Origin of the sequence: Promicromonospora iranensis (genome assembly GCF_028994805.1) — a bacterium.
Taxonomy (GTDB): Bacteria; Actinomycetota; Actinomycetes; order Actinomycetales; family Cellulomonadaceae; genus Promicromonospora; species Promicromonospora iranensis.
The window spans coordinates 116,750-135,032 of record NZ_JAJQQP010000007.1 but is presented as its reverse complement, the minus strand read 5'-3'; the positions used below and the strand labels follow the sequence as shown (position 1 = coordinate 135,032).

Annotated in this window: 15 protein-coding genes; 6 read left to right on the top strand and 9 right to left on the bottom strand. The window is 71.6% G+C overall.

Features of this window, described 5'->3' with window-relative positions; translation table 11 throughout:
* The first annotated feature begins 177 nt into the window (after window positions 1-177).
* Together LUM46_RS13450 and LUM46_RS13445 are read left to right on the top strand one after the other, a co-directional pair.
* Window positions 178-2,487, top strand: coding sequence for an immune inhibitor A domain-containing protein (locus LUM46_RS13450; protein WP_274994545.1), 2,310 nt, complete (start codon window positions 178-180; stop codon window positions 2,485-2,487).
* A gap of 121 nt (window positions 2,488-2,608) precedes the next feature.
* Window positions 2,609-3,589: a Gfo/Idh/MocA family protein gene (locus LUM46_RS13445; protein ID WP_274994544.1), complete on the top strand. Its 981-nt coding sequence runs from the start codon at window positions 2,609-2,611 to the stop codon at window positions 3,587-3,589.
* A 254-nt stretch (window positions 3,590-3,843) separates the two neighbouring features.
* Here the strand turns inward: LUM46_RS13445 and LUM46_RS13440 are convergent, their stop codons facing one another.
* From LUM46_RS13440 to LUM46_RS13420, 5 genes are all read right to left on the bottom strand, one after another.
* The gene (locus LUM46_RS13440; protein WP_274994543.1) at window positions 3,844-4,701 is read right to left on the bottom strand and encodes an amino acid ABC transporter ATP-binding protein; all 858 of its coding nucleotides are present in this window, start codon (window positions 4,699-4,701) and stop codon (window positions 3,844-3,846) included.
* Window positions 4,688-5,347, bottom strand: a complete 660-nt coding sequence (locus tag LUM46_RS13435; RefSeq protein ID WP_274994542.1) for an amino acid ABC transporter permease — start codon at window positions 5,345-5,347, stop codon at window positions 4,688-4,690. Before LUM46_RS13435 ends, LUM46_RS13440 begins: the two co-directional genes overlap by 14 nt.
* Before the next feature lie 44 nt (window positions 5,348-5,391).
* Window positions 5,392-6,189, bottom strand: a complete 798-nt coding sequence (locus LUM46_RS13430) for an amino acid ABC transporter substrate-binding protein (RefSeq protein ID WP_274994541.1) — start codon at window positions 6,187-6,189, stop codon at window positions 5,392-5,394.
* Window positions 6,190-6,269: 80 nt separating this feature from the next.
* Window positions 6,270-7,235 (bottom strand): helix-turn-helix transcriptional regulator, encoded by a 966-nt coding sequence (locus LUM46_RS13425; protein ID WP_274994540.1) that lies wholly within the window; start codon window positions 7,233-7,235, stop codon window positions 6,270-6,272.
* A 7-nt stretch (window positions 7,236-7,242) separates the two neighbouring features.
* Window positions 7,243-8,166, bottom strand: a complete 924-nt coding sequence (locus tag LUM46_RS13420; RefSeq protein ID WP_274994539.1) for a cation diffusion facilitator family transporter — start codon at window positions 8,164-8,166, stop codon at window positions 7,243-7,245.
* A gap of 224 nt (window positions 8,167-8,390) precedes the next feature.
* Between LUM46_RS13420 and LUM46_RS13415 the strand changes: the two genes are divergently transcribed.
* Window positions 8,391-9,134 carry a class I SAM-dependent methyltransferase gene (locus LUM46_RS13415; protein WP_274994538.1) on the top strand — a complete coding sequence of 248 codons (744 nt, stop codon included), beginning with the start codon at window positions 8,391-8,393 and terminating at the stop codon, window positions 9,132-9,134.
* Window positions 9,135-9,155: 21 nt separating this feature from the next.
* Here LUM46_RS13415 and LUM46_RS13410 read toward each other — a convergent pair whose 3' ends face one another.
* Entirely contained in the window at window positions 9,156-12,656 is a 3,501-nt protein-coding gene (locus LUM46_RS13410; RefSeq protein WP_274994537.1) for a S41 family peptidase, read from the bottom strand.
* A gap of 143 nt (window positions 12,657-12,799) precedes the next feature.
* Here LUM46_RS13410 and LUM46_RS13405 point away from each other — a divergent pair, with 143 nt between their 5' ends.
* Together LUM46_RS13405 and LUM46_RS13400 are read left to right on the top strand one after the other, a co-directional pair.
* Window positions 12,800-14,122 (top strand): O-acetylhomoserine aminocarboxypropyltransferase/cysteine synthase family protein, encoded by a 1,323-nt coding sequence (locus LUM46_RS13405; RefSeq protein WP_274994536.1) that lies wholly within the window; start codon window positions 12,800-12,802, stop codon window positions 14,120-14,122.
* Entirely contained in the window at window positions 14,119-14,601 is a 483-nt protein-coding gene (locus tag LUM46_RS13400) for a CoA-binding protein (protein ID WP_274994535.1), read from the top strand. The genes LUM46_RS13405 and LUM46_RS13400 overlap by 4 nt, the downstream gene beginning before the upstream one ends.
* Here the strand turns inward: LUM46_RS13400 and LUM46_RS13395 are convergent.
* Window positions 14,576-15,256 (bottom strand): hypothetical protein, encoded by a 681-nt coding sequence (locus tag LUM46_RS13395; RefSeq protein ID WP_274994534.1) that lies wholly within the window; start codon window positions 15,254-15,256, stop codon window positions 14,576-14,578. The two genes, LUM46_RS13400 and LUM46_RS13395, sit on opposite strands and share 26 nt — an antisense overlap.
* A gap of 222 nt (window positions 15,257-15,478) precedes the next feature.
* Between LUM46_RS13395 and LUM46_RS13390 the strand changes: the two genes are divergently transcribed.
* Window positions 15,479-16,156, top strand: coding sequence for a nucleoside/nucleotide kinase family protein (locus tag LUM46_RS13390; RefSeq protein ID WP_274994533.1), 678 nt, complete (start codon window positions 15,479-15,481; stop codon window positions 16,154-16,156).
* Window position 16,157: 1 nt separating this feature from the next.
* On the opposite strand, the gene LUM46_RS13385 is transcribed toward LUM46_RS13390, so the two are convergent.
* Both LUM46_RS13385 and LUM46_RS13380 read right to left on the bottom strand, forming a co-directional pair.
* Window positions 16,158-16,910 (bottom strand): VOC family protein, encoded by a 753-nt coding sequence (locus tag LUM46_RS13385; protein WP_274994532.1) that lies wholly within the window; start codon window positions 16,908-16,910, stop codon window positions 16,158-16,160.
* A gap of 224 nt (window positions 16,911-17,134) precedes the next feature.
* Complete coding sequence (locus LUM46_RS13380; protein ID WP_274994531.1) at window positions 17,135-18,277, bottom strand: arsenate-mycothiol transferase ArsC; 1,143 nt, start codon at window positions 18,275-18,277, stop codon at window positions 17,135-17,137.
* Window positions 18,278-18,283 lie beyond the last annotated feature (6 nt).

The following is an 18,283-nucleotide window of genomic DNA, read 5'->3' as shown; positions in this document are numbered from 1 at the left end:
TCTCGAATCGATTCTATGACGGCATACGAGACATACGTCGTGAGGCAAATGTGTGTCGTAGGCAACATTGTCGTAATATTTCCCTGGTTTCCTCCTGTGTGGTCAAAGGTGACCCGCAGGTCCGGCGACCCGAATCACCTCCTCGTCCCGGACGCCGCAACTCTTCACGGAGGAAAAATGAACCCACGTATCTGTGCCGTCGGAGCGGGAGCTGCTCTGCTGCTCTCCGCGGCCGTCGTACCGATCACCACCGCGTCGGCAGCACCCCCTGCCGAGGAGGTGCCGCAGCAGGCGGCGCCCGCGAAGGAGGACAACCGTCCTGACCCCCTCGCGGAGAAGCAGATCGAGAAGCGGCAGCGCGCCGTGGACCTGGTCGCCACGGGCGAGGCGAAGGTCGAGACGCGCGGCAAGGGCGCCCGCGCCTCGAAGGTCGTCGAGATCTCGCCGCGTGAGTACGTGCAGTACGGCGTCGAGGAGACGGCCCAGCTCTTCAGCATCCTGGTGGACTTCGGCGACCAGGTCGACGAGCGCTACCCGGACGCCCCGGCAGGGCCCTCGCACAACGAGATCCCGGAGCCTGCGGCGGACGACAACTCCACCTACTGGGAGCCGGACTTCTCCCGCGACCACTTCATGGAGATGTTCTTCACCGGCCTGGAGGACCAGGGGGGCGAGTCGTTCGCCGACGTCTACGACGAGATGTCGTCGGGCCGGTTCGACCTGCAGGGTGACGTGTCCGACTGGGTCACCGTGCCGTACAGCACGGCCTCCTACGGCACCACAGAGTCCGGCGAGGACATGACCCGGTTCGTCCAGGACGCGGCTGACGCCTGGTACGAGCAGCAGGTCGCTGCGGGCAAGACCCCCGAGGAGATCGACGCGTACCTCAAGTCGTTCGACGTCTGGGACCGCTATGACATGGACGGCGACGGCATCACGTCCGAGCCGGACGGCTACATCGACCACTTCCAGGCGATCCACGCCGGTGAGGGTGAGGAAGCCGGCGCACCCGAGTCGGCCATCTGGTCCCACCGCTGGTCCGTGAACCAGGGCGGCCTCGGCTCGGACGGCCCGGCCGACTTCGCCAAGCTCGGCGGCATCAAGATCGGTGACTCCGACCTCTGGATCCGCGACTACACCACGGAGCCGGAGAACGGCGGCCTCGGCGTGTTCGCGCACGAGTTCGGCCACGACCTCGGCCTGCCGGACTATTACGACACCGCCGGTGGCGAGAACGGCTCCGGCTTCTGGACCCTCATGAGCTCCGGCTCGTGGTTGGGCCACGGTGACGGCACCACCGGCACCACGCCGAACCACATGGGCGCCACCGAGAAGCTGTTCCTGGGCTGGCTCGACTACGAGACCGTGGAACCCGGTGAGCGCGAGCGCGTCAAGCTCGGCCCGTCGTTCCACGCCACCACGCGTGAGCAGGCAGCGATCGTGAACCTGCCGGACGGCGTCGCCACCGAGGACCTGGAGGTCGAGCCGTTCGACGGCCCGTTCGTCTACTCCGGCAAGGCGGACGACCTGAACAACACGATCGCGTCGCCGTCGTTCACCGTGCCGACGGGCAGCTCGCTGTCCGCCAAGGTCCAGTACGCCATCGAGGCGGACTACGACTACGCGTTCGTGGAGGTCTCCACGGATGGCGGCAGTTCCTGGACGACCGTGCCGACCAACCTCTCCACGGACGAGGACCCGAACGGCACCAATCCGGGCGGCGGCATCACCGGCAGCTCGGCCGGCGCGTGGGTGGACCTCACCGCCGACCTGGCGGCCTACGAGGGCCAGACGGCGTCGGTCCGGTTCCGCTACTCGACCGACGGCGGCACCACGGGGAAGGGCTTCATGGTCGACGACGTCGCGGTGGGCACCGCACTGGTCGAGGACTTCGAGGACGCGTCGGACTGGGCCGTCGACGGCTTCCAGACCGTCGGGGCCGACGGTACCTACGAGGTCGAGTACTCCCACTACTACGTCGCCGAGAACCGCGTGTACGGCGGCTACGACACGACGCTGCGGACGGGCCCGTACAACTTCGGCTGGTCCTTCAGCAACACCGAGCGCGTGGAGCACTTCCCGTACCAGGACGGCCTGCTCATCTGGTACGTGAACTCCCGGTACGGCGACAACAACACGTCGGAGCACCCGGGCGCCGGTCAGGCCCTGCCGGTCGACGCGCGCCCGCAGGTGATGAACTGGTCGGACGGCACGATCGCCCGCAACCGCATCCAGTCCTTCGACGCGACGTTCGGCCTGCAGAGGACCGACAAGCTCTCGCTGCACCGCGAGGTGTCGGAGACCGAGCTGACCACCCTGGTCCAGGGCAAGCAGCGGCCGGTATGGAAGTTCGACGACACCGACCCGGAGGCGTACTGGACCGACGACAACCCGACCAACTCGGTGAAGGTCGGCGGTACCGGCACCACCATCAAGGTGCTGTCGCAGGACACGAAGCGCGGCCAGATGACCATCCAGGTCAACTGACCCCACCCGCGAGGTAGTCACTCAGCGAGGTAGTCACCCAGCTCGCGCTGGGTGACTACCTCGCTGCACGACTACTTCGCCAGATGTCTACCTCGGCGGAGGGGGCACTACGCTCGAGCGCATGACACACCTGCGTTGGGGCATTCTCGCGGCCGGCGGGATCGCCGCTGCCTTTACATCAGACCTGAACGACAACGGCTTCACCGTGCAGGCGGTGGGGTCCCGATCCCTGGAGAAGGCGCGCACCTTCGCGGACCGCTTCGGCATCCCGACGGCGCACGGCTCCTACGAGAACCTGGTGAACGACCCCGAGGTCGACATCATCTACGTCGCGACGCCGCACCCGATGCACGCCGAGGCCGCGAAGCTCGTGCTCGAGGCCGGCAAGCACGTGCTGGTCGAGAAGCCGTTCACGGTCAACGCCGCCGAGGCGCGCGAGATCGCGGAGCTCGCCGAGCAGAAGGGCCTCGTGGCGCTGGAGGCCATGTGGTCCCGCTTCCTGCCGCACATGGCGCGCGTTCGCGAGATCATCGCGTCGGGCGTGCTCGGCGAGGTGCGGACCCTGATGGTGGACCACACCCAGGACCTCTCCGACGACCCGACGCACCGCATCAATGACCTGGCCCTGGGCGGCGGTTCGCTGCTCGACCTGGGCATCTACCCGGTCTCGTTCGCCTGGGACGTGTTCGGCGAGCCGCTCACGATCCAGTCGCACGCGACGTTCAAGGAGACCGGCGCGGACGCGACGATCGCCACGATCTTCGGGTACGACGGTGCCCGGGTCGCCACGACGGTCTCGGCCTCGGACACGAAGGGTCCGAACCGCGCGTCGATCCTGGGCACCGACGGCCGCATCGAGATCGACGCCGTCTGGTACAACCCGGCGACGGTCCACGTGTACGACGTCGAGGGCACCGAGACGGAGACCTTCACCGCCGAGGTCACGGGCCGCGGCATGCACTTCCAGGCTGCCGAGGCGGAGCGCATGGTTGCGGCCGGCGAGCTGGACAGCCCGCTGCTGTCGCGCGCCGAGACCGTGGCGATCATGGGGACGCTGGACACGATCCGCGAGCAGATCGGCCTCAAGTACCCGGGCGAGTAGTCCCTCCGCTCTCTCTACCCCTTTCGAGGTCTAAGTTTCTCCGCTCTGAAACGGTTCAGAGCGGAGAAACTTAGACCTCGAAAGGGAGCAGGATTCTCGCGCCGGTCGTCGGGGCGTCCGTGCTGCCGTACGGTGCGGCCTGGCTCGACCTCGCAGGCGCTGCCGCGGCGGCCGCAGCACTGGCCGTCTTCGCGCTCGGGTGTGTGGTGCGTCGCCGGGTGGCGGTCGCTGCCGCGTAGACGCTGCGTGGCGGGTCAGTCCAGGGGGTGCAGGATCCGGTCGAGGAAACGGCGTGTCCGCTCCTCGGCCGGGTCGGAGAAGATCTGCGCGGGCGCACCACGCTCGACCACCACGCCGCCGTCGAGGAACAGCACCTCGTCCGCGACCTGGCGCGCGAACTGCAGCTCGTGCGTCACCACCACCATGGTCCAGCCCTCGTCCGCGAGCTCCTTCATCACGCTCAGCACCTCGCCCACGAGCTCGGGGTCGAGGGCCGACGTCGGCTCGTCGAACAGCAGGAGGTCCGGCTCGAGGGCCAGCGCACGCACGATCCCGACGCGCTGCTGCTGACCGCCGGACAGCTCGTGCGGGTAGGCGTCGCGCTTGTCGGCGAGCCCGACGCGGGCCAGGAGCTCTTCGGCACGGCCGACCGCCGTCGCGCGGGGGATCCGCTTGACCTGCGTGGGGCCCTCGATCACGTTGTCCAGCACGGTGCGGTGCGGGAACAGGTTGTGGTGCTGGAACACCATCGCCGACCGGTCGCGCAGGGCCGCGCGGTCCGCCTTCGCCTGGCGTGCGCCCTCCCGCCGGACTCCCCAGCCGCCGGTCGCGGCGGCGGCCTGGGCGCCGAAGTCGACGGCGGGGCCGCCGTTGAACTCGACCATCCCGGCGTCCGGCGTCTCGAGCCCATTGAGCGAGCGGAGCACTGTGGTCTTGCCGCTCCCGGACGCGCCGATCAGCGCGACCACCTCGCCGCGCCGGACCTCCAGGTCCACGCCGCGCAGCACGTGGTTCTCGCCGAACGACTTCTCGATGCCGCGCGCGGTCAGCAGGGTGTCGGGCACGGGGCGGTCGGAAGGCCCGGGTCGATCGGACGGCTCAGTGCGCGACATACCGGTCCAGCCTCTTCTCGATAGCGTTCTGGCCGGTGGCGAGCACCGTGCAGAACATCCAGTAGATCAGGGCCGCCTCGGTGTAGACCACCATGAACTCGTTGGAGAACGCGGCGATCTCCTGGGCCTTGCGGAACATCTCGGTCACCAGGATGACCGTGGCCAGCGACGTGTCCTTGACCAGCGAGATGAACGTGTTCGACAGCGGCGGCACCGACACGCGCGCCGCCTGCGGCAGGACGATCCGGCGGAGCGTCCGGACCGGCGACATGCCCACCGTCCAGCCCGCCTCCCACTGCCCCTTGGGCACGGACAGGATCGCCGCTCGGATCACCTCGGCCGCGTAGCCGCCGACGTTCATGGAGAACGCGATGATCGCGGCGGGCCACGGGTCGAACCGGACGCCGAGCTGCGGCAGGCCGTAGAAGATGATGAAGAGCTGCACCAGCAGCGGTGTGCCGCGGATCAGCGAGACGTACGCGCGGCCGATCCACGACAGCATCCGGTTCGGCGACAGCCGCAGGAGCGCCACGACGAGTGCGAGCACCAGCCCGATCGCGAAGGACGCGAGGGCGAGCGGGATGGTGCCGACGAGGCCACCCCGCAGGAGCGGCCAGAACGAGTCGGCGACGAGCTGCCAGTCCATGTATCCCTCTCCCCGCGATCAGCGGAGAAGCGTTGCGCGCGGGCTCACTCCGAGACGTCCTCGCCGAAGTACTTCTCGCCCAGCTCGGCGAGAGTACCGTCGGCGCGCAGCTCGTCGAGGGCGCCGTCCACCGCCTGGGCGAGAGCCTCGCGCTCCGGCGTCACGACGAACGCCGACTGCGACTCCTCCTCGGTCTCCGCGGCGACCTTGATGCCGGAGGCGTCCTCGGTGTTGGCGTAGTCGAGGTAGGTCAGGCTGTCGTTGATGGTCGCGTCGACGCGGCCCTGCTCCAGCAGGGCGACGGACTGTGCCCAGCCCTCGACGGCCTCGACCGTGGCGCCGTTCTCCTTGGAGAGCTCGTTCCAGTTGCTCGAGAGCGACTGGGCGGTGGTCTTGCCGTCGAGGTCGGCGAAGCTCGTGATGTCGTTGTTGTCGGCGGCCACGACGAGCACGCCCGTCGACACGGTGTACGGCGTCGAGAAGACGTAGTCCTCCTCGCGCTCCGGGGTGATCGTCACCTGGTTCGCGATCGTGTCGAAGCGCCCCGCGTCCAGACCGGCGAAGATCGCGTCCCACTGCGTCTCCTCGAACGTGATCTCGACGCCCAGCTTCTCGGCGACGGCCTCGGCGACCTCGACGTCGTAGCCGACCAGCTCGCCCGACTCGTCGTGGTAGCTGAACGGCCGGTAGGTGCCCTCGGTGGCGACGGTCAGCGTGTCGCCCGACACCAGGCCGAGCTCCTCGCCCGCGCCGCCGGGCTCACCAGAGCTGCCGCAGCCGGTCAGGGCCAGGAGGGCAGCGGAGGCTGCGGCGGCCGTGAGGAGGGCGCGGTTGCGAGACATGGTGAAAGCTCCGTTCGACGGTTGACACACATCGACATTGCCGATGCGCGCCCCAAAACTAACTGATAGTCGGTGGGAACTCACACACGCTCGTTCCGACGCCACCGGTCGGGGGTGGTCCCGTACCGGTCCTTGAACCGTCTGACGAGGTAGGTCGCGTCGCGCAGACCGGTCCTGGCGGCCACCACGCCGAGCGGCAGGTCGGTGTCGCGGAGCATCCGCCGCACCTCCGTCATCCGCCGTTCGGTGATCCATTCCAGCAGGGTGCGGCCCGTGCGCTCGCGGACCACGGTGGTCAGGTGGCCGGGCGTGTAGCCCAGCGCCCGGGCGACGTCGGACGCCGACACCGGCTCGCGGAACGTGGCCTCGATCTCGTCGAAGACGCGCGTCACCAGCGCGTCCGGCGGAGGGGGAGCCGACGGCGCCAGCCGCGCCGCGCCGATCAGGATCCGCGTCAGCAGGGCCGACGCCGCGTCACGCGCTCCCAGCCGGCCGGGCTCCGCCAGCTCCTCCCCGAGCTCCGTCAGCCACCCGGCCCAGCGGGGGCGCTCGGCGACCGGGACGTTGGCGCTCGCCCCGGCGGGCGGCGTCGCGAGCGCGAACAGCGCGAGGATCGGGTGGTGCGCCCAGGCGAGGGGCGAGACCGAGGCGAGCGAGGGGACGGCGTCGGGCGTGAAGGCGACGCTCCAGGCGCGGCAGTGGTGCAGGTCGGTGAGTGCCGCCGAGCCGATCGCCTGCCCGGGCGGGATGGCGTGCACGTCGCCGTCGTGCAGCGGTGTGTCGTGGTTGCCCAGCGCCACCGTCCCGCCGCCCCGCTCGATGTAGACGAGCACGAGGAAGTCGTGCGCGTGCCGGTGGTCCGGCGACAGGTGCGGGTGATCGGCCTCGACGTCGATCCGGGTGACCTGCACCGGCGGGGCACCGGGGCGTGCCGGGTGCCAGTACACCGGCGTGCCGTCCGGGCGCACCGTGCGCAGACGGGCCCCGGAGCGCGGCGCGGCCGCAGAGCGCGGCGCGGCTGCGGCGTCGCCCGAGGAGGTGGTCATCGTCACCTCACCGATCGCTCGGCACGGCCGGGGTCAGGACGGCGTCGACGATCTGCGGGACACGCTCGAGCTGCTGCTCCAGGTCGCGCAGCCGGACCGCCACGTGGGACTCGGACTCGTCGCCGGGCAGGTCGATGCTCGCGACCAGCAGGATCTGCCGCGGTCCGACGAACTCCAGGCGCAGGTGGCCCACCCGCTGGACACCGGGCAGGGCCTCCACCCGCGCCCGGACCGCCTGATGGATCCGCTCGTCGGCCACCTCACCGGTCAGGAACCGCCGGTTGCGGTCGAACAGCACCACCGCCACGACGCACAGCAGCACGCCCACCAGGATCGAGCCGACCGCGTCGTACCGACCGTCACCGGTGACCTGGTGCAACGCCATGCTGCCCGCCGCGATGACCAGACCGACGAGCGCTGCGGCGTCCTCGGCGAGCACCGCGCGCAGGGTCGGGTCCGAGGTGGCCAGCGCATGGTCGAGGAGGTCCCGGCCGAGCGCCCGCGCCTCCGCCCGGGTGCGCCGGTACGCCTGCACGAACGACACCCCTTCGAGGCAGAACGCGACGGCGAGCACGATGTACCCGACCGTGTACGAGCCGGTCTCCCCGGCGGCCCCGAACTCCCGGATGCCGTGATAGACCGACACCACACCACCGGCGACAAAAAGACCGAGGGCGGCCAGCATCGACCAGACGTAGGCCTCCCGGCCGTAACCGAGCGGGCGGTCCGTGTCCGGTGCCCGGCCCGACTTGCGCTCGGCGACCAGGAGGAACACCTCGTTGCCCGTGTCCGCCCACGAGTGCGCGGCCTCGGCCACCATCGACGCCGAACCGGTCAGGACCGCTGCGACCGTCTTGGCCGTCGCCACCGCGAAGTTGGCGGTGAAGGCGATCACCACGGTCAGCCCCGAGCCACCCCGATCCCGCGCCATGCGTACCCCCTTCGTCGTGGACCCGTTCGACGCTACCGCCGTCCCGGTGCGGCTGCCCGCCCTCGTCGGCGAACCGGTCCGGCGAGCGGAACCGAAGATCGTGCGATCGTCACCGACTTCCGTCCTGTCCCCACCCCGCAGGACGTCCGATGCTGGTGTCCAGAAGGTCCCGCGCCGCGGGACCTACGGACCCACCAGCCTCACCACTGGACGGAAGGCCCCCGATGAACACGACCGTGCAGATCCTCGACCATCGCACTCCCGAGGAACGGGACCGCGAGTTCCTGCCGGGCATGGGAAAGCCCTGGCTGCTCCCGTTCTACGACCTGTTCTCGCTCCGCGTCGGGGCCCGTGCCCTGCACGACCGTGCGGCGGCGCTCGCGGACGTCGCGCCCGGCGAGTCGGTGCTCGACGTCGGCTGCGGCACCGCGAACCTGTCGCTCGCCGTGCTCCGCGCGCAGCCGGCGGCGCGGGTCACGGGCCTCGACCCCGACGCGGGCGCGCTGCGGGTCGCCGCTCGCAAGGCGACGCGCCGCCGGCTACCGCTCACGCTCGTCCAGGGGTTCGCCGACCGGCTCCCGACCGGCGACGCGTCGCTCGACCACATCGTGTCCGCGCTCGCGCTGCACCATGTGCCCGACGAAGGGCGTGTCCTGTTCGGCCGCGAGGCCTTCCGGGCGCTCCGTCCGGGCGGGACGGTGACGATCGTGGACCTCGGGAGCTCGGACGGCGCGGATGAGGGCGCGGATGCCGGCGGGCACGGGCGCGGGGCCGGTCACGGCCATGAGCACGGCCGCGGCAGGCTCCGGGGGCACGGAAGGTCGCACGGGCACGGGAAGCCACGTGGGCACGGCCCGAGCAACCTGGTGCGCCTCCTCACGGACGTTGGGTTCACCGACGCCCGTGAGGTGGAGCACACGGAGCACCGCTTCGGGCCGATGGCGTTCGTGCAGGCCACGCGCGCCTGACCGGCCCGACGCGTCGGGGGACTACCGGCGGCGCACCTGAGGCTCGGGCATCGCGGGCGCCGCCGCGGCGGGCCGTTCCGCGAGCCGGCGGAACGCCTCGGCCATGCCGGCCTCGAGCTGCGGGTCGACGTCGGAGAAGTAGTCCGCCGGCGTGTGGCGCACCTCGATGTCGGGATCGACGCCGTGGTTCTCGACCTCGAACCCCTTGCCCTCGAGCCAGAAGGCGTACCGCGGCTGGGTGATCCCGGTGCCGTCCACCAGGTCGAAGCGGCCGTCGATGCCGACGACCCCGCCCCAGGTCCGGACGCCGACCACCGGTCCGACGTCCAGGGCCTGTGCCGCCGCGTTCACGATGTCGCCGTCGGACCCGGCGTACTCGTTGGTCACCAGCACGACCGGTCCGCGCGGGGCACGGTCCGGGTAGGAGCTGGGGCGGTCGTAGTGCCGGTTCAGGCCCCAGCCGGCGACGCGCGCGGCGAGGCGCGCGATCACGAGCTGCGACGTGTGCCCACCACCGTTGAACCGCACGTCCACGATGATGCCCTCGCAGTCGGTGGCGAGCCGCAGGTCGCGGTGCAGCTGCGCCCAGCCGGTGCTCATCATGTCCGGGACGTGCACGTACCCGAGGCGACCGCCCGACTTCTCGGCGACGTACTCACGACGCGACCGCACCCAGTCCTGGTAGCGGAGGTCGGACTCGTTCGCGAGCGGCACGACGACGACTCGGCGGTCTCCCGCTGCCTCGCCCCCTGTCGCGGTGCCGTCCGACCCGGCCGCAGGTCGCCGCAGGGTGAGCTCGACCGGGATCTCGGCCGCGCCGACCAGGTTCGCCGCCGGGCCGGCCACCGGGTCCACGGGTCGCCCGTCCACGGCGACGATCAGGTCGCCGGGCTGCGCGTCGACGCCGGCGGCGCGCAGCGGCGACCGTGCTCCCGGGTCGGACGACTCGCTCGGCAGGACCCGGTCGATCCGCCAGCCGCCGGCGGCCCGGGAGAGGTCCGCACCGAGCAGGCCGAGCTTGCGGGACGTGTCGCCCGGCTCGTGCGGCCTGCGCACATAGGCGTGCGACGTGTTGAGCTCGGCGACGGTCTCCCAGAGCACGTCCTCGAGGTCGTCGTGCGTGGCGACCCGGTCGACCAGCGGGCGCCACCGCGCCACCACGCCGTCCCAGTCGACGCCGTTCATGTCCGCCCGCCAGTAGTGGTCGCGCATGATGCGGGCGTTCTCGTCGAACATCTGGCGCCACTGTGCGCGCGGGTCCACCTCGTAGCGGACGCGCGAGAGGTCGATGTCGAACGCGTTGGGGTCGTCGTCACCCGGCTTGCTCGTCGCCGACTGCGTGCTGAGCCCGTTTCCGGAGCGGATCACGACCCGCTCGCCGTCGCCCGACACCGCGTAGTCGCCGACCTTCTCCGCGACGTCCGTGGCCTTGCGCGCCTCGAACGACCAGAACTGCAGCACGTTGGGCGCCGGGTCGGCCTCCGAGCCGGCGTGGCGCGAGCCGAGCACACCGGCGTCGTCGGTCTCGTGGATCCAGAGCACCCCGCCCTTGGCGGCGAGCAGGGTGCGGTAGCGGCCCGACACGACCGGGAACGGCACCACGCGCTCCTCGGCGCCGTCGAAGTCGATGTCGGGGGAGGCGTCGTCGTGCTGGTGCGGGTCGCGCTCCGTGCCGGCCGCTTCGCCGGCACGGGCCTTGCCCGCGGTGGCGTGCGTCTCGCCGGTGACCCTGCCGCCGTCCTTGTCGCCGGGCCTGTCGCCGGGCCTGTCGTCGGACTTGTCGTCGGGCTTGGTCAGACGCCAGCCGTCGGCGCTGGGGCCGAACGGCGCGGGTTCGGTGGCCGCCAGCGGGATGAGCCACGGCCGGGTGGCGGCGCTGAACGAGAGGGCGAACTCGTGGGAGTCGTACGACGGGTCGAAGGTGCGGTCCGAGAGGAACACGACGTACTTGCCGTCGTCGCTGAACGCCGGCGAGAAGTCGTGGAACCGGCCCGACGTCAGTGGCGTCGCCATGGGGCTCTCGGCGTGCAGGTCCGCCACGAGGATCTGGTGGTGGTCGCCCTCGCTGCCCGTGGGGCTCGACCAGGCGAGGTACCGCCCGTCGGGGGAGAACGTGGGGGACTCCGCCTCGCCGTTGCCGGACCTGCCGAGCGAGGTGATGGTGCCCGGCGCCACGGCGTCGGGACGGCCGGCCTCCGTGCCGTCGGTGCCACCGGCGACCGCGGGCGGCATGGTGACCAGGCTGATGCGGCCGTCGTGCGAGATGGCCGCCACCCTGTCCCCCGCGGGGCTGGCGGCGAGGTGCAGGACCCGGCCGAGTTCGCCGGCCGCGAGGCGCTGCGGCTCGGCGTCGGGCGTGCCGCCGGAGACACCGGGCAGGGCATGGACCTCGAGCGCGTCCTCCCGGCTCTCACCGTCCGCGGTGCTGCGGGGCGCATCCGTCACGACCACCGCGCGCCCCGTGTCGCCCAGCAGCACGGGCTCCCGGACACGGACCGACGGGTCGGCGACGAGCGCTCGGGCCGGGCCCGCGCGATGGGTCACCCAGTACGCGGTGCCGAGCCAGCCGACGACGCTCGCGTCGCCGGTCCTGTCGACCGCCAGGCCGTCGACGCCGGCGGGGGTCGACTCCGGATCCGCCCGGTACGGCTGCGGCAGTGCGCCCGTGAGCGTGATGTCGAGCCGGCGCGGAGTGCCGTCCAGCCGGTCGAGCAGCCACAGGTCGCCGCGGCTGTGCCACACGATGCGTGAACCGTCGGAGGTGGCGTCGCGGACGTAGCCCTCCGCCTCGGACTGGGTGGTGAGCTGTCGCGGCTCAGGAGCCTCCGTGCCGGTCGCGAGTCCGTCGAGCACCCACAGGTTCGCCTGCTCGTCGGCGTGGTCCGGGAACGTGGCGCCGCGGTCCGACGTGAACACCAGCGCGTCGCCGATCCAGTGCGGGTCGTAGATCCCGGCCTCTTCGTCGGGCAGCGGTCGTTCCCAGGTACCGGTGCCACGGTCGATCCACAGGACCGAGGCCGTGCCGCCGCGGTATCGCTTCCAGTACGCCGGCGTCCGGTAGCCCGCGGAGACGAGGGCAGTCGTGCGCCTGTGGTCCGCACCCTGGTGCTCGGCCACGCCCCAGGACGGCCCGTAGCGCGGGGTCTCGACGGTGCCGTCGAGGCCTACCGCGCGCACCACGGTCAGCGAACGCTCGTGCGTGCCGCAGTTGGAGGCGACGAGCACCCGGCCGGCATCGTCCCAGCCGAGCACCATGGTGGTCGTTCCCCCGAGCCAGGTGAGGCGCCGAGCGGCTCCGTCGGCCAGCTCCACCACGTAGGCCTCGGGGTGCCCGTCCTTGTGCGACACGTAGGCCAGGCGCATGCCGTCGGGGGAGAAGCGAGGAGTGGTCGCCGGCGCGTGATCGCTGGTCAGGCGCCACGCGCGGCCGCCGGAGACCGGGGCGAGCCAGACGTCGTCGTCGGCTATGAACGCCACCTGGTCGCCATGGACATGGGGGAACCGGAGATAGGGCTGGGTCACCGGTTCAACGTACTCGGGCGCTCTGAGACGCGTCATCGGAAATCGCTCAGGGCAGCGGGTGAGTGCGTGGTCGAACCCATCCATATCATGGTCTCGCATCATGAAACGGTCGGGCGCGGCAAGCCAGAACGGAAGGCAGGACGATGACCGAGCACACCTTCGGGTTTCGCACGCGGGCCCTCCACGCCGGGGGCATCCCCGACGCGGCGACCGGGGCACGGGCGGTGCCGATCTACCAGACCACGTCGTTCGTGTTCCAGGACACCGACGACGCCGCGAACCTTTTCGCGCTGCAGAAGTACGGCAACATCTACTCGCGCATCGGCAACCCGACGGTCGCCGCGCTCGAGGAGCGGATCGCGTCGCTGGAGGGCGGCATCGGCGCCGTCGCGACGGCGTCCGGGATGTCGGCCGAGTTCATCACGTTCGCCGCGCTCGTCGGGTCCGGGGACCACGTGGTCGCGTCGGCCCAGCTCTACGGCGGGACCGTGACGCAGCTCGACGTGACGCTGCGCCGCTTCGGCGTCGAGACGACCTTCGTACCCGGCACCGACCCCGCGGACTACGCGGCAGCGATCACGCCCGAGACCAAGGTGCTGTACACCGAGGTGGTGGCGAACCCGTCGGGCGAGATCGCCGATCTCGAAGGGCTCGCGGAGGTGGCCCACGCCGCGGGCATCCCGCTGGTCGTGGACGCGACGCTCGCGACGCCGTACCTCGTGCGCCCGATCGAGCACGGCGCCGACCTCGTGATCCACTCCGTCACGAAGTTCCTCGGCGGTCATGGCACCACGCTCGGTGGTGTGGTCGTGGAGTCCGGCAGGTTCGACTGGGGCAACGGCAAGTTCCCGCAGATGACCGAGCCCGTCCCGTCCTACGGGAACGTGCAGTGGTGGGCGAACTTCGGCGAGTACGGGTTCCTCACCAAGCTGCGGTCCGAGCAGCTGCGCGACATCGGTCCCGCGCTCTCGGCGCAGTCGGCGTTCCAGCTGCTGCAGGGCATCGAGACTCTTCCGCACCGCCTGGATGCACACCTCGCGAACGCCCGTGCCGTGGCCGAGTGGCTCGACGCGGACCCGCGCGTCTCGTACGTGCTCTGGGCCGGCCTGCCGTCGCACCCGCACCACGAACGGGCGCGCAAGTACCTGCCGCTCGGGCCGGGCTCGGTGTTCGCGTTCGGCCTCCAGCTCGCGGCGGACGACGACGCGCCCCTCGACGGCCGCGACGCCGGACGGCTGTTCATCGAGTCGCTGCAGCTCGCGTCGCACCTGGCGAACGTCGGGGACTCGCGGACCCTGGTGATCCACCCGGCGTCGACCACGCACCAGCAGCTGTCGGACGAGCAGCTCGAGGCGGCCGGTGTCCCGGAGGACCTCGTCCGCATCTCTGTGGGCCTGGAGGACGTCGAGGACATCCTCTGGGACCTCGACCAGGCTCTGACCAAGGCGACGGGAGCGAACCGATGAGCGAGACCTGGCAGGGCCCGAGCGCCCAGGAGCGACTGCGGATCCTGCGCTCGACCACCTCGGTGGCCATGGTCGGAGCGTCGGCGAACCCGGCGCGAGCGAGCTACTTCGTGGCGACCTACCTGCTCTCCTCCTCCCCGTACGACGTGTATTTCGTGAACCCGCGGGCGACCGAGATCCTGGGCCACCCCGTGTACCCGAGCCTGGCGGACCTGCCGGTCGTGCCCGACCTGGTCGACGTCTTCCGGCGGCACGACGACCTGCCGAGCGTGCTGGACGAGACGCTGGCGGTCGGTGCCAGGACGCTCTGGCTGCAGCTCGGCTCCTGGCACGAGGACGTGGCGCGCAGGGCCGACGCCGCCGGCCTGGACGTGGTGATGGACCGGTGCCTCAAGATCGAGCACGCGAGATTCCACGGTGGGCTCCACCTGGCGGGATTCGACACCGGCGTGATCAGCTCCCGGCGCGCGGACCGCTAGCGCCGGACGCCCGCGGCACGGCGTGCGGCGGCGGGACGCGTGACCCCCGGACGTGCGGCGTACGGGACGGGCCCCAGCGCAGCCGCCACCAGCTGCCGGTCTCGCGCACGTCCGTCCGGTCCGGTGCGATCTCGTCGGGCTCCGGCCAGGAGGGTCCGGCGCCGTCCTGCCCGAGCCGGTCGGCCAGCCACGCCCAGAGCGCGGGATGCCGACCGGCTCGGGCGTCGGCGTCTCCGGGATCGCCCTCGAACCGCACGTAGACCGCGGCGACGCTGACGCCCTCGCCCGGTGTCCCGTAGCCGCCGACCCACACGCGCGCCTTGACCCGTCGCGGATCCTGCATGACGGCGAGCGTGACCTGTTCGAGGGTCGGCCCGCCGCAGAAGCTACGTGCCAGGGCCGCGGCGGGGAACGTCGTGCGGATCAGGTAGGCGTCGATCGGGTCACCCAGCAGCGCGGCGAAGCTGCCGCCGTCGGCAAGCCCCGCCCAGGGCACGAGGTTGTCCACGACTCGGTAGGCGGGCGAGCGCAGCAGCCAGCCGGGTGAGTCCTCCCGGGTGGTGGCCGGCTCGAGCGTCTGGCGCCGGTCGCGGGCCTGTCGGTGTGCGCTCAGATCGACGACCCGTGCTCCCTGGACCTCGTGCGCTCCTGCCATGTGTCCCCCTGCCGGACTGCTCGTGTCGGTGCTTCGCACCTGTCTCGGCACGATCCTCGACCGGTCTGGCGCAGAGAGGAGCCGGTCCTCGATGATCTGTGGACAAGGGGGCGACAGCGTGCCCTGTGGTCGGGCTCGCTCATCTCACCTGAGCCGGTCGGGCCTCGGACCGGTCGGACCACCGGCCGCTGCGTCGTGCGCACGCCGTAGAGTCGTTCCACGATGAGCACACGCGTAGAACCGGTCAGCGAGGTGCTGCTCGTCGAGCGGATCACTGATCTCGTCCTTGCCCACACGGCAGGTCCGGCCGAGGTGTCGGCAGAGCGGGTCGACGGCCCGTCGGGCCGACGGGAACCTGGCCCGGCGCTCCGTCTGCTCGTGGACGGTCACCCGTCGACGCACCCCGAGCTGCTGGCCGATGCGCTGGTCGCGCCGCTCGAGGCCGCCGGCCGCCCCACGGGCCGGGTCGGTGTCAGGGACTTTCTCCGCCCTCGTTCCTTGCGCCTCGAACGAGGACGTGAGGACCCGGACAGCCTGCTCGACGGCTGGATCGACGTCGGCGCGCTGAACCGTGAGGTGCTGACCCGCGCCGTCGACCGACGGGAGTACCTGCCCAGCCTGCGCGACCCGGACACGGACCGCGCCACCCGGGTCGGTTACGCGCCCGTGGCGCCCGGGACCGTCCTCGTGCTCGACGGGGCGCTCGCCGTCGGTCGAGGGCTCGACGTCGACCTCGTCGTGCATCTCTCGCTCAAGGCCGCGACGCTCCGGCGTCGGACATCGCCCGACACCGCCTGGACGGTACCCGCCTACGAGCGCTACGCCGAGGAGATCGAGGGCAGGCCGGACCTGGTGGTCCGGGTCGACCACCCGGACCACCCGGCCCTCGTGCACGACTGAGTCAGCGCACCAGGCAGAACGGGTGACCCGCCGGATCGGCGAACACCCGGAAACCTTCGTCCTGGCCCGGAAGGCGCGTCGCACCCAGGGCCAGGACCGCCGCCTCGCCGGCGTCGAGGTCGGGTACCTCGATGTCGAGATGGAGCTGCTGCGGGTACGCGGGATCGGGCCACCGCGGCGCGTTGTACCCCTCCACGGACTGGAAGAGCAGCGGCTTGGGCCCACCGAGCATGGCGACACCGTCGGCGTCGTAGGTGACCGGCTCGCCCACGACACCGGACCAGAACTGGGCCAGCGCCGACGCATCAGGGCAGTCGAAGGTGGCGCCCATGACAGTGACGCCGTCCGCGTCCTCCTTGAGGCACACGTCGAAGGGGTGCCCTGCCGGGTCGGCGAGAGTGATCCACTGCTCGCCCTCCCGAAGCACGGTGGCCCCGAGCTCCACCGCACGGGCGCTCCCGGCCGCCAGGTCGGGGACGTAGAGGTCGAGGTGTGCCTGCTGCGGGTGCTCCTGCCCCGGCCATTGCGGCGGCACGTGGTCGGGCGCCAGCTGGAACGCGACGCCCCACCGGTCAGGGGTGACGACGGTGATCCAGTCGTCGTCCGCCTTCGACACCGTGCCGTCCAGCAGTGCCTTCCAGAAGTTCGCCTCGACCGTGAGGTCGGGGACGTCCAGGACCACGGTGTCCAGGGTGCCGATCCCGTCCGAAGCGGGCCGGGCGGCCGCGGGGTCGGCGGAAGTTGGTTCGGTCATGACTCAGCCCTTCAAGAGGTCGTCTCAAGAATGCTCGTGTCACCACTGTGCACCGAGCCACTGACACTCCCCACTGCACGGCCCAGCGACGCCGCCGCCCACGGAAGCCACCTGCGACGACGTCGCGCGGACCGTCCGCCGTAGTTATCCACAGGCTTTGTGCACAGGCCTGTGAATAGGTTGGGCGCGCTCGAGACGTGGGGTTCCGACGTCGAGCCGACCGGCTATCGCGCCTTCCGCTGACCCTTCGCGTCGAGAGCCGACGCGACCGTGGGCCACTCGCTCCGCGCCGCCTGCGGCGACTGGCCGCGGGGCGCCGAGGCACGTCGGTCGCCCGCCGGGTCCGCATCGGCGGCGTCGCCCTGCACCGATTCGGCAGCGGCGTCGATCTCCGCGAGGAGCGTCCGGACCCGGGCGGTGATGTCGTCGACTATCCGCTCGACCTCCTCGATCGGCCGGCCCGCGGGGTCGTCGAGCGGCCAGTCGAGGTAGCGCCGTCCCGGGTAGACGGGGCAGGAGTCGCCGCAGCCCATGGTCACGATCACACCGGACGCGCGCACGATGTCGTCGGTGAGCTCCCGCGGGAACTCGATGAGTCCGTCGAGGCCGCGGCGCGCCAGGACCGTCTCCGTCATCGCGCTGGGCTCGGTCACCGGACGTGTGCCGGCGGTGCGCACGCGGATCCGGTCGCCGGCCAGCCGTCGGGTGACCGCAGCCGCGATCTGGGACCGGCCGGTGTTGTGGACGCAGACGAACAGCACGTCCCGCGGTGAGCCGTGCGTCACCTCGGTCATGGCGGCGAGGCGGTCGGTGGCGAGCCACGCGGTCAGGGCGGGCAGGTGCTGGAAGTGCCCGATCTGCTCGCTCAGCGACGAATAGCACTCGCGCACGAGCCGATCCACCGTCTCCGCACCCGCGTTCGCGGCGAACTCGGCGGAGAGGGACTCGGTCAGCCGGGCGAGGAGCACCTCGTGGTCGTGCACGTCGAGTGCTGCGTCGCCCGGGTGCCGGGGCGCCGCCAGGGCTGCCGCGCCGAACCGCGAGATACCCCGCGCGGACACCCGGTACAGCGGCGCGGGCGGGCGGCCGGGCCCGTCGACCGGCCCGTCGGGCACGGGCCCGTTCGCCGGCGCCGGTCCGACGACGGCGACCAGGCCCACCGCGGCCAGCGCGTCGAGCTCCTGCTCCGCCTCCGCGACGTCGAGTGCCTCGGCGCCTCGCGGCAGCTCGTCGGGCGCCGGGAACCGCACGAGGTCCGCCGCGGTCGCCCGGCCGGCGGGGTGCGTGAGCATACGAGCCAGCAGGCGCAACCGCTCAGGGTTGGCCATCGCCAGTTTCTGCGCGGAGCGCAGCTCGTCCGGGGTCATGGGGGT